At 43.7% G+C, this 14,256-nt stretch carries 14 protein-coding genes; 5 read left to right on the forward strand and 9 right to left on the reverse strand.

The genetic code is table 11. The annotated features are described in order from the left end of the window. Both GTK07_RS00825 and GTK07_RS00830 read left to right on the forward strand, forming a co-directional pair. Complete coding sequence (locus GTK07_RS00825) at nucleotides 1–513, forward strand: DUF3124 domain-containing protein (protein WP_163631908.1); 513 nt, start codon at nucleotides 1–3, stop codon at nucleotides 511–513. Between the two features lie 103 nt (nucleotides 514–616). Then, on the forward strand, nucleotides 617–2,284 hold the full coding sequence (locus GTK07_RS00830) for a formate--tetrahydrofolate ligase (RefSeq protein WP_163631913.1): 1,668 nt from the start codon (nucleotides 617–619) through the stop codon (nucleotides 2,282–2,284). A 3-nt stretch (nucleotides 2,285–2,287) separates the two neighbouring features. On the opposite strand, the gene GTK07_RS00835 is transcribed toward GTK07_RS00830, so the two are convergent. Then, a complete protein-coding gene (locus GTK07_RS00835; RefSeq protein WP_163631916.1) occupies nucleotides 2,288–3,829 on the reverse strand; it encodes a glycine--tRNA ligase in 1,542 nt (513 codons plus the stop codon). Nucleotides 3,830–3,865: 36 nt separating this feature from the next. Continuing rightward, nucleotides 3,866–4,762, reverse strand: a complete 897-nt coding sequence (locus GTK07_RS00840) for a hypothetical protein (protein WP_163631919.1) — start codon at nucleotides 4,760–4,762, stop codon at nucleotides 3,866–3,868. 48 nt (nucleotides 4,763–4,810) lie between these two features. Between GTK07_RS00840 and GTK07_RS00845 the strand changes: the two genes are divergently transcribed. Both GTK07_RS00845 and GTK07_RS00850 read left to right on the forward strand, forming a co-directional pair. Beyond that, complete coding sequence (locus GTK07_RS00845) at nucleotides 4,811–5,500, forward strand: ComF family protein (RefSeq protein ID WP_235932401.1); 690 nt, start codon at nucleotides 4,811–4,813, stop codon at nucleotides 5,498–5,500. A 90-nt stretch (nucleotides 5,501–5,590) separates the two neighbouring features. Continuing rightward, entirely contained in the window at nucleotides 5,591–7,192 is a 1,602-nt protein-coding gene (locus GTK07_RS00850) for an Ig-like domain-containing domain (protein ID WP_235932402.1), read from the forward strand. Here GTK07_RS00850 and GTK07_RS00855 read toward each other — a convergent pair. From GTK07_RS00855 to katG, 3 genes are all read right to left on the reverse strand, one after another. Further along, nucleotides 7,176–7,952, reverse strand: coding sequence for a nitrilase family protein (locus tag GTK07_RS00855; protein WP_163631930.1), 777 nt, complete (start codon nucleotides 7,950–7,952; stop codon nucleotides 7,176–7,178). The genes GTK07_RS00850 and GTK07_RS00855 overlap by 17 nt on opposite strands. After that, entirely contained in the window at nucleotides 7,949–8,428 is a 480-nt protein-coding gene (locus GTK07_RS00860) for an ankyrin repeat domain-containing protein (RefSeq protein WP_163631933.1), read from the reverse strand. The genes GTK07_RS00855 and GTK07_RS00860 overlap by 4 nt, the downstream gene beginning before the upstream one ends. 97 nt (nucleotides 8,429–8,525) lie before the next feature. After that, complete coding sequence (katG, locus tag GTK07_RS00865; protein WP_417938941.1) at nucleotides 8,526–10,745, reverse strand: catalase/peroxidase HPI; 2,220 nt, start codon at nucleotides 10,743–10,745, stop codon at nucleotides 8,526–8,528. Nucleotides 10,746–10,978: 233 nt separating this feature from the next. Between katG and GTK07_RS00870 the strand changes: the two genes are divergently transcribed. Then, nucleotides 10,979–11,509 carry a lipid-binding SYLF domain-containing protein gene (locus GTK07_RS00870; RefSeq protein ID WP_163631936.1) on the forward strand — a complete coding sequence of 177 codons (531 nt, stop codon included), beginning with the start codon at nucleotides 10,979–10,981 and terminating at the stop codon, nucleotides 11,507–11,509. A 32-nt stretch (nucleotides 11,510–11,541) separates the two neighbouring features. On the opposite strand, the gene GTK07_RS00875 is transcribed toward GTK07_RS00870, so the two are convergent. The 4 genes from GTK07_RS00875 to GTK07_RS00890 form a co-directional block, all read right to left on the reverse strand. Further along, on the reverse strand, nucleotides 11,542–12,000 hold the full coding sequence (locus tag GTK07_RS00875; RefSeq protein ID WP_163631939.1) for a hypothetical protein: 459 nt from the start codon (nucleotides 11,998–12,000) through the stop codon (nucleotides 11,542–11,544). Between the two features lie 70 nt (nucleotides 12,001–12,070). Further along, a complete protein-coding gene (locus GTK07_RS00880; RefSeq protein ID WP_163631942.1) occupies nucleotides 12,071–12,583 on the reverse strand; it encodes a hypothetical protein in 513 nt (170 codons plus the stop codon). Beyond that, nucleotides 12,537–13,592: a hypothetical protein gene (locus GTK07_RS00885; protein ID WP_163631945.1), complete on the reverse strand. Its 1,056-nt coding sequence runs from the start codon at nucleotides 13,590–13,592 to the stop codon at nucleotides 12,537–12,539. The genes GTK07_RS00880 and GTK07_RS00885 overlap by 47 nt, the downstream gene beginning before the upstream one ends. Continuing rightward, nucleotides 13,501–14,241: a hypothetical protein gene (locus tag GTK07_RS00890; RefSeq protein ID WP_163631948.1), complete on the reverse strand. Its 741-nt coding sequence runs from the start codon at nucleotides 14,239–14,241 to the stop codon at nucleotides 13,501–13,503. Before GTK07_RS00890 ends, GTK07_RS00885 begins: the two co-directional genes overlap by 92 nt. Nucleotides 14,242–14,256: the final 15 nt, after the last annotated feature.

The raw sequence follows: 14,256 nt of genomic DNA on the forward strand, positions 1-14,256 counted from the left end.
ATGAGGCTGACCATCCCATTTATCCTGATAGCATTGCTCACCGCTTGCGAAGAAAGAGCGCCAAAAGAAGTGAGTTCCGTGGACCCTGTCAATTGGAACAACCGCAAAGCGGATTTTTCTAAGGTCGATTCGTTGGTGATGGGCACTTCTTACCTTTCGGTGTATTCGGAAATTTATAGTGAAACAGAGCATCGCACGCATCACCTCACCAGCACCATCAGCATGCGTAACACTAACCTAAAGGACACCATTTACATCAACAAGGCCGAATATTTTAATACCCATGGCACGTCCATCCGTACTTATTTTGATTTCCCCATCTACATTAAACCCATGGAAACGGTTGAAATCGTGATTGATGAAAAAGACCGATCCGGGGGAACAGGTGCCAACTTTTTATTTCAATGGGCCACTAAACCCACTTCCCACGAACCCTATTTTGAAGGAGTGATGATTTCTACTTCCGGGCAACAAGGCCTATCCTTTACCACCCAAGGCAGAAGGGTAGAGTAAGGTAACCAAGAACATTTATCATGGGATTACTCCCCTGATTTGAGTATCTTGTAAGATAATTTTTGGAGCATTTTTATTGCTCCCAGCACATAAAAACTTCACTATGACGGATCAGCAGATTGCCAAGGATGTTTCTTTGAAACATATCTCCTCCATTGCCGAAAAATTTGGAATAGACCCACAGGAAATAGAAATGTACGGGAAATATAAGGCAAAACTTCCCTTGAAGGCCATAGATAGAACCAAGGCGGAAAAAAGCAATCTCATTTTGGTATCTGCCATTTCACCAACCCCAGCGGGCGAGGGTAAGACCACCATGTCCATTGGCCTATCGGAAGGATTGAACCGGCTTGGCAAAAAAACCACAGTGGTGCTTCGGGAACCCTCCCTTGGTCCCGTATTCGGAATAAAAGGAGGTGCTACCGGTGGTGGGTATTCGCAGGTGTTGCCCATGGAGGACATCAACCTGCATTTTACAGGAGATTTTGCCGCCATTGAAAAAGCACATAACCTTTTGGCCGCCATTATTGATAACAACATACAAAGCAAGACCAATTCTTTGCTTTTGGATCCAAGGACCATTGGTTGGAAACGGGTGATGGATATGAACGATCGTTCCCTTCGCCATGTCATCGTGGGGTTGGGCGGAACCTCATCCGGGGTGCCCCGTGAAACCGGTTTTGACATTACTGCAGCCTCCGAAATCATGGCCATTCTATGTTTGGCCAAAAACCTGACAGACCTCAAGGAACGACTCGGGAACATTTTTGTAGGCTACACGTATGACAAAAAACCCATTTATGCCAAAGATCTTAAGGCCGAAGGCGCCATGGCCGCTTTGCTGAAAGATGCCATAAAACCCAACTTGGTGCAAACCATTGAAGGTAACCCGGCCATCATCCACGGGGGTCCTTTTGCCAATATTGCCCAAGGGACCAATTCCGTGATCGCCACGTTGATGGGCATGACCCATTCCAATTATACGGTGACCGAAGCGGGTTTCGGTTTTGATTTGGGGGCCGAGAAGTTTTTCGACATTAAATGCCAAAGTGCCGGACTGAAACCGAAGGCCGTAGTGCTTACCGCAACCATCCGTGCCCTAAAATATCATGGGGGAGCAGACTTAAAATCCTTGACCGAACCCAATGTGGAAGCCTTGAAAAAAGGATTGCCCAACCTGGAAAAGCACTTGGAGAACATTGCCAAGTTCGGAATGGTTCCCGTTATCGCCATCAACCGGTTTGTATCGGATACGGATGAGGAAATCCAAGTAGTGAAAGAACTTGCCTATTCCAAAGGCATTCGGATCGCAGTGGCCGAAGTTTGGGCCAAGGGCGGTGCAGGAGCATTGGAATTGGCCCAACATATTATTGATGTGGTGGAATCCCAAAAATCAAATTTTAAACCGCTTTATGATTGGGAGATGGGTGTACAGGAAAAAATTGCCACCATTGCCACGGAAATCTACGGTGCAGAATATGTGGATTATACTGCAAAAGCAAAGGCCGACCTAAGAAAAATTACCGATTTGGGACTGGACGCTCTACCTGTCTGCATTGCCAAAACTCAAAAATCATTATCAGATAATCCCAATTTATTGGGAAGACCCAAAGATTTTATCATCACGGTACGCGAGATTGAAATTGCCGTAGGGGCCGGATTCCTCATTCCCATCACGGGGGACATCATGCGAATGCCAGGTTTGCCGGCACATCCCTCTTCGGAAGGTATCGACATTAGCGATGACGGTGAAATTACAGGTCTCTTCTAAAAATTAGATTTTCTGTAGCCAGTAGCGCATATCCACTTCCTTGGCGATGATATCCTTCACCTCGGAAAGTTTCACACGTTGTTGGTCCATGGTGTCCCTATGGCGAATGGTCACCGTATCGTCTTCCAAAGTTTGGTGGTCCACAGTGACACAGAACGGGGTCCCAGCAGCATCTTGTCGACGGTAACGGCGACCGACGGCATCCTTTTCGTCATAATCCACATTGAAGTCCCATTTCAGTTCATCCACCAATTTTTGGGCCACTTCCGGCAGTCCATCACGTTTGAGCAACGGCAGAACAGCGACTTTGTTCGGTGCCAAAACCGCAGGGATTTTCAATACGGTCCGGGTAGTGCCGTTCTCAAGTTCCTCTTCCTGTAACGAGTTGGAGAACACGGCCAAGAACATACGGTCCAAACCAATGGAGGTTTCCAACACGTAGGGCACGTAACTTTCGTTCAACTCTGGGTCGAAGTACTGTAATTTTTTTCCGGAATATTTTTCGTGGTTGCCCAAATCGAAATCGGTACGGGAGTGGATTCCTTCCAACTCCTTAAACCCGAATGGAAACTTGAATTCGATATCGGCAGCGGCATCGGCGTAGTGCGCCAACTTTTCATGATCGTGGAAACGGTAGTTGTCCGCTCCCATACCCAAGGAAAGGTGCCATTTCATCCGTTTTTCCTTCCATGCCTCGTACCACTCCTTTTGGGTACCGGGTTTAATGAAGAACTGCATTTCCATCTGCTCGAACTCCCGCATACGGAAAATGAACTGGCGGGCAACGATCTCGTTACGGAAAGCTTTCCCGGTTTGTGCGATTCCGAAAGGAATCTTCATCCTTCCGGATTTTTGAACGTTCAAAAAGTTGACAAAGATACCTTGGGCGGTTTCAGGCCTCAGGTAAAGATCCATGGCATTTTCGGCAGAAGCCCCTAATTTGGTACCGAACATCAGGTTAAACTGCTTAACATCCGTCCAGTTTTTGGATCCCGAAATAGGACAAACAATTTCCAACTCCTCAATCAAAGCTTTCACATCGGCCAAATCTTCTTTTTCCAAGGACCTTGCCATGCGTTTCAGGATACCATCGGCCTGAGCCTGATATTCCATGACCCTAGGGTTGGTAGTCAAAAATTGTTCTTTATCAAAACTATCGCCAAAACGTTTTTCGGCCTTGGCTACTTCTTTTTCGATCTTCGCTTCGATCTTGGCCACATGGTCCTCGATCAAAACGTCGGCTCGGTATCTTTTTTTGGAATCCTTGTTATCGATCAACGGATCGTTGAAGGCATCCACGTGGCCAGAGGCCTTCCAAGTGGTGGGATGCATAAAAATGGCGGCATCAATGCCCACGATGTTCTCATTGAGCTGCACCATGGCCTTCCACCAATATTCCCGTATGTTCTTCTTCAACTCGGCACCGTTCTGACCGTAATCATAAACTGCACTGAGTCCGTCATATATCTCACTGGATTGGAACACGTACCCGTATTCCTTTGCGTGGGAGATAACCTTCTTAAAAATGTCTTCCTGATTTGCCATTGGGCAAAAATAGAATTTTACCCAAAAAGAAATGCGCTATTTCAACTGAAATTCCGAGGTGGCCAGCAATCTTTCGTCCTCAAAAACATTGAGCGTGTAGATTCCCTCCACCAAAGATCCCTCGGGAACGGTAATGGCATCACAAATACTGATTTCCTTTCCAGTATATACGATCTCCACTTTTTTGCTGTAGATGTTCCCGCTAACGGAAATGGTATTGGCATTATCTTCGATCACTGCCATGTTGGGATCTAAGAACTGTAGGTACAGAACCTTGATGTCTCCTTTGGAGTTGGGTTCGCTCAACACGGTGACACAACCACGCAATTTTTCAATGGTGGATGCCTTATTGGTCTTGATGGGCCTACCTGCCTTTAATCGGAAACCGCTACCTTCTGCATCCTGAAGTTTCAGATAACTTTTAATGCGAAGCTCTCGGGCAAGTTCCTGAGTGGTTTCCCGAAGTAATGACTCCGTTTGTTCCATGCTTTTGGTCCTACCACGAAGTTCTTCAATCTGTTTAACGGTTTCATTATACTTACTGGCCAACAGGCTATTATTGTACCTGAGGAAGTTGTTCTTGAGCTTGAGGCTGTCAAAACGTAGTTCCAATTTTCGAAGTTCTTTGCGCGTCTCCTTCAATTTTGTAATATTGAAGTTCAACCTCCCTACAGAATCCAACAATTGCTGAACCTTAAACCTCGAGGTCTGCAGCTCAATTTCATTGACTTCGTTGAGTCCGGAGAGTCGATCTACCTCCGCCCTCATCAAGGTTAGGTCTTTGACCAAAAGAGATTTTTCCTGCTCCAAAAATACCATTTGGTTCTTGGATTGGGCATAACTATAGTAGAAAGCAATGAGAATACCCACTATCACTGCGACCAGCGCAGCAAAGATAATCTTGTAGTTGAAGGTGTTATCTTGGGGGTTCATGGGTTGACTGACTACTCTTAACGCGTATAAGATTTGATACCAAAAAGGTTGGCTAAGATAATAAACGAGATTAACAACATACTATTGCCAAGGGTATGTTTTGGATGTAATGCCCAATTATTTAGGGGAGAAAGCACCTTGTGTGCCGTTTGTCGACATGATGTGCCACTCACCGATCATAACTACCTCGAAGAAAATGCGGTAGACCGTATATTTTACGGCAGAATTCCCATAAAAAAGGCTGCATCCTTCACTATTTTTTCAAAAAACGGACTGATAAAGAACCTTTTGCATTGGTTAAAATACAAAAATCAGGAGCAAATCGGAGGCTTTTTAGGAGATTGGTGTGGAGCACATTTGAAGGATGACCATGGACTGAAAAAAATAGATGTGGTAATCCCTGTTCCCCTGCATCCCAAAAAACTAAAAAAACGAGGCTACAACCAAGTGGCTCTTTTTGCCCAAAAAATTTCAGGACATATCAATGCTGAATATCGGGATGATGTTTTGCTGAAAGTAATCAACACCAAGACCCAAACAAAAAAGGACCGCCAGTTGCGATGGGAAAGTTCCAAGGAAGCGTTTGTGCTCAATCCAGATGCAGAGATCAATTTTAGGTATGTACTCCTTGTCGATGATGTGATCACAACCGGAGCCACCATTGAAATCTGTGCAAAGGCCCTTTTGGAACATCCAGAGATTGAGGTTTCTGTGCTGAGCATGGCCATGGTCCCCTAGGGTTAAATTTTATTAATGGTTTGTTCCATTTTTCAAATTAGTTGTTTCTTTGTCCCACATTGATTTTTGGGCATGGTGTACATAAAAAAAATGTTGGGACTTCTTTTTATCTCCTTTATGGTACTGGCCCTTTGGCAATGTGCCAAAAGGGGATCGCCAACCGGAGGACCCAAAGATGTGACCCCACCTAAACTGATTCGCTCCGAGCCTGAAAATTTCACCATTAATTTCAAGGAAAACAAAATTCGGTTGTATTTTGATGAGTTGATCAAACTACAGGATGTACAGAACCAATTGGTGGTTTCACCTCCCTTTAAGCATGCGGCGGAAATTACCCCACAAGGCACACCCAGCAAATTCATTGAGTTGGTCATCAAGGATACCCTCCGGGAAAACACCACCTATACCATTAATTTTGGGCAGAGCATTCAGGACAACAACGAGGGCAACCCCAACAGTTTCCTAACCTACGTGTTCTCCACTGGGGATTATATCGATTCGCTATCGGTTTCAGGTGCCGTAAAGGATGCGTACAACCGCAAGGCGGACGAATTTATCAGTGTAATGCTGTATGAAATGGACAGCACCTACAACGATTCCACCATTTATAAAAGTCCTCCACTTTATATTACCAACACAGGGGACAGCCTTCCCTTTTTTGAGCTGAAAAACCTTAAAGCGGGTAAATATGCCCTCTTCGCTCTAAAGGATGCCAACAAAAATAACATGTACAACCAAGGCCAGGACAAAATTGGCTTTTTGCAGGATACCGTAGCGATTCCTACGGACTCCATTTATCTGCTTACCCTTTTTAAGGAAATATCCAATTACAAAGCTTCCGTTCCCAGTTTTGTGGCCAAGAACAAAATCATTTTTGGCTATCAAGGGGATTATCGGGATATGAAGATCGAAACATTGACCACATTACCAGATTCGATAAAAAGCTTGGTCATGAAAGAAAGAGACAAGGACACCTTGAATTTTTGGATGACCCCGACCGATCTGGACTCGATTATATTCACGGTTTCCAATGAAAAATTGAAGGCCATTGACACCTTTACCGTAAAACTCCGGGATTTGCCCATGGATTCCTTAAGGGTTGCTTCGAGTGCTCGGGGCAAGTTCAACCCAGAGGATACTTTTAGTATTTTGGCCAGTACGCCTATACAGCAACTTGATACCAGTAAGATTGCCCTCAAGATCAGCGATTCCATTCCAGCTATCTTTACCTTTAGTCTGGATTCTTTGGAAAATAAAATCGATTTTGATTTTGAAAAGGAGCCCAACCAAAAATATACGTTTTCGTTGTTACCGGGTGCCATCACTGATTTCTTCGGAATGCAGAACGATTCGTTGGATTACAAACTATCCACTACCAGTTTGGCCGATTACGGGATTTTGAGGATACGGCTCGGTGGGGATGTAACCTATCCCGTAATCTTACAATTGACCAACGAAAAAGGTGAAATTCAACGTGAGATCATAGCAACAGAGTCGCAAGTTTTTGAGTTCAATAGCCTTGAACCAGGCAATTATGTGGCACGCGTTATTTTTGACGAAAACGGGAACGGAATATGGGACACTGGGAATTATCTTAAAAAGACCCAACCCGAAAGAATCAGTTACTACCCTGGTTTGATTGAAATACGGGCGAATTGGGAAAAAGAGGAAAACTTTATCCTTTCCAACTAAAATCATCCCGATCCTCTAAAAACTTCAGCTTTTGTCTGGTAGAAATAATATGCTCCTTGTTTAAAGTGGCGTACAGTACTTCTTCCCCTTTGGAAAAAGTTTGTTGCTTCCCTAACACATCGTAAACGGCACTATGTCCGGGGTAGTCATACCCCAAACCATCCTGGCCGATACGGTTTACACCAATGCAATAGGCCATATTTTCAATGGCACGGGCTTTTAATAGGGTATCCCAAGCCTCAATCCTGGGCTTTGGCCAGTTCGCCACATAGATCAATACATCATAATCCTCAATATTTCTGGCCCAAACCGGAAACCGAAGATCATAACAAATCAAAGGGCAAATCTTGAATCCTTTATAATCCAAAACCAATTTTTCCGCACCGGCCTTATACACTTTGTCCTCACCGGCCAAGGTAAAGGTGTGTTTTTTGTTGTAAGTCTTGGTTTCTCCATTGGGGTACACAAAGAACAAACGGTTGTGATAATTTTCTTCTTCCCAATAAACAATACTGCCTACTATGGCACTGTTCTTTTTTTTGGCCATGGACTGCATCCACTTTATTGCTTTATCACCTTCCCGTCTATCAAGATTCTGAGGGCTCATGGTAAAGCCCGAAGTGAACATTTCCGGTAGCATGATGACATCCACATCTTTGGAAATGGCATCCAACTTTTCCTCGAACATGAGCAAGTTCTCCTTTGGATTTTCCCAATGCAAAGGGGATTGGATCAAAGCTATGTTGAGGGTTTCCTTCATTTATGATTTTCTAAAAGTTGAATCAAGGGGCTGTTGTCTTGTTCCTTGGCATGGTCCAAAGCGGATTTTCCCTTGGCATCCTTGATGGTCACATCGGCACCATGCTCCAAAAGTAAGGCGGCCATATCTTCCCTATTGAAGGTTATGGCATAAATCAAACAAGTGGCTCCCATGGCATTTTTGTGGTTCACATCGGCACCGGCCTGGATCAATTGTGCTGCAATTTCCACGTACCCTTTAAAGCAGACACCCATCAAAGCTGTATTGCCCGACCCATCCTTAGCATCTACCTGTGCCCCTTTTTCCAGCAAAAGAGTCACCATATCCAAATGTCCATAATACGCTGCCAACAAAAGTGGGGTGGATCCACGTTGGTCCTTGGATTCCAAAAGTTTGGGTTTTTCATCCAAAAGCATTTTCAAGGCTTTTAGATTGCCACTTCGTATGTAATTGAAGAAGTCTTCTGCGGTGTCCATATCGATATTGAAAGTTATAAAAAAACTGCCATAACCCTAAGGGTCATGGCAGCCATATTTCATTAAAATACTATTGTTCTACTTTGAACTGACCTGACTAAGCCAAATCGAAGCGATCCAAGTTCATCACTTTGGTCCAAGCGGCAACGAAATCCTTCACAAACTTCGCTTTGCCATCTTCTGAGGCATACACCTCGGCCAAGGCTCGCAAGATGGAGTTGGAACCAAATACCAAATCCACTCGGGTACCGGTCCATTTAAAATCGCCTGTTTTCCGATCACGACCTTCATAAAGCGATTTTTCAGCATTCGCTGCCTTCCACTCGGTAGACATATCGAGCAAGTTCACAAAGAAATCGTTGCTCAATACCCCGATATTATCGGTAAGTACTCCGTGTCTAGAACCACCAAAGTTGGCTCCCAATACACGTAAACCACCTACCAAAGCAGTCATCTCAGGCGCGGTAAGGGTCAACAATTGGGCTTTATCCACCAACAAATGTTCAGCAGGCACTTTTACGCCTTCAACTACATAATTTCTGAATCCGTCATATGGCGTATTCAAATAGTTCACGGATTCAATCTCGGTTTGCTCTTGACTTGCATCGTTACGCCCAGGAGTAAAGGGTACTTCTGTAGCAACACCAGCATCTTTGGCAGCTTTTTCTACAGCAGCGCTACCGGCCAAAACAATCATATCGGCCAAGGAGATTTTTTTGCCTCCACTTGCTTTACTGTTGAATTCATCTTTGATGCCTTCAAGAACCTTGATGGTTTTATCGGTTCCTTTGTTCACTTCCCAACTCTTCATGGGCTCCAAGTTGATACGGGCACCGTTGGCACCTCCACGTTTGTCACCACCACGGAAAGTTGCGGCAGATGACCAAGCAGTGTATACCAAATCAGAAACTGAAAGACCGGATTCCAAAACTTTGGCTTTCAATGCTTTTATATCGGCGGCATCCACCAAAGTGTAATCCACTGCTGGAATAGGATCTTGCCAGATCAATTCTTCTTTTGGTACTTCTGGACCCAAGTAACGGGAAAGAGGTCCCATATCACGGTGGGTCAATTTAAACCATGCACGTGCATAAGCATCTGCAAAAGCTGCAGGGTCTTCATAGAATTTACGTGAAATTTTCTCATAGGCAGGGTCAAAACGCAAGGACAAGTCGGTCGTCAACATGGTTGGCTTCCTATTAGGTCCTCCAAATGGATCAGGGATAATAGCCTCGGCATTAGAAGCTACCCATTGGTGTGCTCCTGCTGGAGATTTGGTCAATTCCCATTCGTACTCAAACAAGAACTTAAAGAAATCGTTGCTCCATTTTACCGGTGTGGATGTCCAGATCACTTCCAATCCAGAAGTAAAGGCATCTGGGCCTTTTCCTGAGCCATTTTTATTCTCCCATCCAAAGCCTTGTGTTGCCAAATCTGCTGCTTCGGGATCTGCATCCATCATTACTTTATTGCCATCTCCATTACCGTGTGTTTTTCCGATGGTGTGGCCCCCAGCAATCAATGCTACGGTTTCTTCATCGTTCATGGCCATGCGCTCAAAAGTTTCACGGATGTCATGTGCGGCGGCTACGGGATCGGGGTTACCGTCCGGTCCTTCTGGATTCACATAGATCAATCCCATTTGCACTGCTGCCAATGGATTCTCAAGATCGCGCTCTTCCTTATTATGAGAGTATCGGCTATTCGGTGTATCGCTCGTAGCCAACCATTCGGTTTCGTTACCCCAATATACATCTTGGTCTGGTTCCCATACATCTTCACGACCTCCCGCAAAACCGAAGGTTTTGAAACCTGCTGATTCCAAAGCTACGTTACCGGCCAAAATCATAAGGTCTGCCCAAGATATTTTCTGACCATATTTTTGTTTGATGGGCCATAACAAACGACGGGCTTTATCCAAGCTTACGTTGTCTGGCCATGAGTTAAGGGGGGCAAAACGTTGTTGACCACGTCCACCGCCACCACGGCCATCTTGAACACGATAGGTACCGGCACTGTGCCATGCCATACGGATGAACAAACCGGCATAGCTGCCAAAATCGGCAGGCCACCAATCCTGAGAATCGGTCATGACATCCAAAAGGTCTTTTTTCAAGGCTGCGTAATCCAGCTTTTTAAATTCTTCGGCGTAGTTGAATTGCTCTCCTAGCGGATTAGATTTTTCAGAGTGTTGACTCAAAAGTTCCAACTTCAATCGGTTTGGCCACCAATCTGCATTTTGTGTACCTCCTCCGGCAACTTCGCTCAAAAATGGGCATTGACTTGCATCTGCCCCGTTTGCCATTTCTTTACTCATGATAGTATGTTGTTTATAGATTTTTTCTCAATCTAAAAATACAAAATTGGCCGCCAAAGGCATAGATAATTCATATTAAAATACTATTAAAACATAAGTGTTCTCTATGATTTGAATCACTGTCCATTTGAATTTTCAATGTTTGGGGATTCGTTAACATTAATTGGCAAAGCCTTTCCATAATAAGGGTCAACCATTTTCTACCTTTGGGCAAACACTAAAAATAAGATACCATGAAAATGATAAAAGCCGTTGCGCTAACTGCTCTCTTGTTAATGGGGACCATTGGCTTTGCACAGAATAAAAAGGACCGAAAAATAATGGACGATGCCGTAAAGGCCAAGACAAAGCTTTTGGAAGCCGATTCTGGATTGGAGCATTTTTTTGACAAATCTGCCGGATATGTGATCTTCCCCAATGTGGGCAAAGGTGGCTTTATTATCGGTGGTGCATCCGGAAACGGGGTGGTCTACGAAAATGGGGATGCCATTGGGATGGCCAATCTTAAAAAATTGAACATTGGCCTACAAGCTGGTGGACAGGCCATTATAGAGGTCATCTTTTTTGAGACCGATACCGATCTACAACGGTTTACCGAAGGGAAGTTCGAGTTTGCAGCAGAAACCTCTGCCGTGGCCCTAAAATCCGGAATTGCCTTTAATGCCAAGTATAAGGACGGCGTGGCCGTGTTTGCATTGCCCAAAGCCGGGCTGATGGCCGATGCCTCAGTAGGCGGTCAGAAATTTGGGTATAAGGCGTTTTAAGAAGAAAGCCCCTAACTTTGGGGCTTTCTTTATTACTGTTGTGACATGATGGGGTATTGTAATTGTAATTCCTTGATTATTCTGTTTCGTTTATTCTTTCTCTTGACAGCAGAAAAAAACAGCGGCAAGGATACTCCGACCTCAAATGTACCTATTACCATCAGTCCTCCTCCAACGATAAATTGACCTGTATTTTCACAAATTCTCGTATCGTTGCAATCGGCATCTTGTCCAAGAATTAAACTTCCAGTAGTTAAAAATAACAGACCCAACCCTGCAAAACTTGACCCCATTATAAGATTGTTCTTTCTCTTGCGATCCATATCCAAAATTTCCAATAGTTTTTGCCCATTGGCTTCACTTTGTTTAATAAGATATTCGTAATCAAGCTCCCAACCATTCAACCTTTGTTGTTGCTTTGCGGAAAAGTTTTGGGCGGTGATTTGTATTGTATATATTATGCCCAAAATTATATAGACCATATTTTTCATACTATAATTTTAAAATTGTTCGAAAGCCCAGCCCCTAAAAGGGGCTGGCAGCCATAAACTACAAACTGAATCAATTGCCAATGTCTTCATTTGAAACAGTAAACACGATTTCTCCATACATGAAATAATCACCATCCCTTATGGGTTTATCATATTTTAAAATACTCCAAGAGTCATAATTATAAGGGCTGTTCAATTCATTTCCCAAATAGCTGGGAGGTCCTATCCATTCTTTTTTCAGTTCATCCCCCACAAACAGTTCAAACTTGCCATAATTATTAATATGGTCATAATAGATGCCCACATTTCTTTCAATTATCAATTTGGAATTGCCATCTTTTACGCCATCAGAAGAAACGGAAGATGTAAAGTTGGCAGCCATTTTGGAGTTTGCTTTTAATCTAAGTGTATCTGATTTTTCATCTGTCGAATCCAAGCTATGGTAAACAATAGTTACATCAACATTGGTGGCGTTTTCAAATACTCTTTGATAGAGATCAATATAAAAGGATTCTTCAGGGTCGCAGCTCAGCATACTAAGGCCAATCAGGATAGCTATAAAATGCATTGTCAACTTTTTCATCGTATGTTGTTTTAGTTTTTAATTCGGCGATTAAATCGGTAAAAGTATCCGTGGTGGATTTTAAGCACTCAAATATCTCTTTGGTCGAAACATCCGGCAGATTGTCCACATCTTGTAAAAACCCAGGATTGTACCAATCTTCATCCTTATTAAAATAATTGTTGCTACTTGGAAATTCTTTGTCGGTCAAAACAGCACTGAAATAATTCCCCCACATTTCGCCTATGCCACAATTTCCTGAATTTATTCCATGTCCATCCCCATAGGCTCCATAGGTTATAATGTAATTGATATACTTGATCCAATACCCGCTGCCTACCTTTTTAAAATGGGAGGCATGGCCCAATTCGTGGAAGGTGGTGGAGAAGACCCCATCGGTACCCTTACTGCTACCTGCTCTAATGAGAATGTCCGGGAGTATGTACTTGTACATTATCCATATTAAATTTGCCGCTACTGTTATGCTATTTGCCTTGAAAAAAAAATCAGAGACCTTTGAACGGCTGGTAAATCCGGCATACCCCCATACCCGTCTTAGCATGGGCGCCGATGAATAACCCGTGCCTCCTAGCGCTACTATCCTTAGATTGTTGTGCGGCTGTCCAATACCCATTTGGGAACAATAATTAAAGTACTTTACCGTGGCATTGTTCACCGTGGCCCACCGCCAGCCCACCGAATTGGTGTAAAAATCAAAGTTATGGCCATATCTACTTTTTTTACCCGCCCTGTACCTTGCCGATGAAATACTTACTAACGAAGGCCAAACAATAAATCCCCTGGTGTTTTTGAATACCACTGTATAATGAACATCCCTTCGGTAACCCCGATTTACTTTGTAGTGGCCTGCAGAGTTTGTCCACCCCTTGGCCCATTTGAACCAACGTCTAGTTTTTACTTTCACACCGATCACAGGATCAAGTTTGTTTGTTACCGTATTGTGCACCTTTACATATCCCTCGGGCGTTTTTTTTGCTCTTCTCCACCATAGATGCGGCCGGTTCTTCATAATTTCCGGTCAGCCGGAGTGCCTCGTCCTCCAAATCGAACAAAAATTGTTTGGAGATTCCCGTCCTGCCTGCAATGGTCGTGGTCTTGGAACCATTTTCCGTCTCCTCTCCTTCAACGTTTGAAGGCTCGATCAAAAACAAATCCTCGACTTTCTCAAAAGTTATATCTTTTGGAAATTCGTAATCTTTGACCACAGAGACATAAAGCCATTGACCTTCCTGGATCTGGGTATCCCCATCCATATAATAATCACCTTCCTGTTCAATTTCAACATCCAATGGAATCTCTGATAAATTGAGTGAATCTGCTAACAGCAATTGTTTTTGTTCGTCATTTTCCACCCAAAACTTCATATAATAATCCGTAGTGGTAATCTCAGAAGAGTCCTTGAGGATTTGGGAATCATAACCCTTTTGACCCTTTTCCAACTTCTTAATGAGATTGGCGTAGGCCCTCCTCATATTCACCACCGAATATGGATTCTCTAGCTTTTTGCCAAGCTTGATTTGCTTTAAAATGTCAGGTTCTTCCATGGCCAATGGAGGGGGAGAATGATTGATTTGCGGTTCCTCCTTTTCACAGGAGAAGATGACACAGGCCACAATTGCTATTTTTGCCATAGCCCAATACATTTTTCTTTGTTTCATATTAAAAAGATTTTA

It is taken from the genome of Flagellimonas sediminis, assembly GCF_010500845.1.
In the GTDB taxonomy this organism is placed as follows: domain Bacteria; phylum Bacteroidota; class Bacteroidia; order Flavobacteriales; family Flavobacteriaceae; genus Flagellimonas; species Flagellimonas sediminis.

Excerpts from the sequence above, each read along its gene's own strand:
- GTK07_RS00825 (WP_163631908.1), top strand. The coding sequence starts at position 1 with ATGAGGCTGACCATCCCATTTATCCTGATAGCATTGCTCACCGCTTGC.
- GTK07_RS00830 (WP_163631913.1), top strand. The coding sequence starts at position 617 with ATGACGGATCAGCAGATTGCCAAGGATGTTTCTTTGAAACATATCTCC.
- GTK07_RS00835 (WP_163631916.1), bottom strand. The coding sequence starts at position 3,829 with ATGGCAAATCAGGAAGACATTTTTAAGAAGGTTATCTCCCACGCAAAG.
- GTK07_RS00840 (WP_163631919.1), bottom strand. The coding sequence starts at position 4,762 with ATGAACCCCCAAGATAACACCTTCAACTACAAGATTATCTTTGCTGCG.
- GTK07_RS00850 (WP_235932402.1), top strand. The coding sequence starts at position 5,591 with ATGTTGGGACTTCTTTTTATCTCCTTTATGGTACTGGCCCTTTGGCAA.
- GTK07_RS00855 (WP_163631930.1), bottom strand. The coding sequence starts at position 7,952 with ATGAAGGAAACCCTCAACATAGCTTTGATCCAATCCCCTTTGCATTGG.
- GTK07_RS00860 (WP_163631933.1), bottom strand. The coding sequence starts at position 8,428 with ATGGACACCGCAGAAGACTTCTTCAATTACATACGAAGTGGCAATCTA.
- katG (WP_417938941.1), bottom strand. The coding sequence starts at position 10,745 with ATGAGTAAAGAAATGGCAAACGGGGCAGATGCAAGTCAATGCCCATTT.
- GTK07_RS00870 (WP_163631936.1), top strand. The coding sequence starts at position 10,979 with ATGAAAATGATAAAAGCCGTTGCGCTAACTGCTCTCTTGTTAATGGGG.
- GTK07_RS00875 (WP_163631939.1), bottom strand. The coding sequence starts at position 12,000 with ATGAAAAATATGGTCTATATAATTTTGGGCATAATATATACAATACAA.
- GTK07_RS00880 (WP_163631942.1), bottom strand. The coding sequence starts at position 12,583 with ATGAAAAAGTTGACAATGCATTTTATAGCTATCCTGATTGGCCTTAGT.
- GTK07_RS00885 (WP_163631945.1), bottom strand. The coding sequence starts at position 13,592 with ATGAAGAACCGGCCGCATCTATGGTGGAGAAGAGCAAAAAAAACGCCC.
- GTK07_RS00890 (WP_163631948.1), bottom strand. The coding sequence starts at position 14,241 with ATGAAACAAAGAAAAATGTATTGGGCTATGGCAAAAATAGCAATTGTG.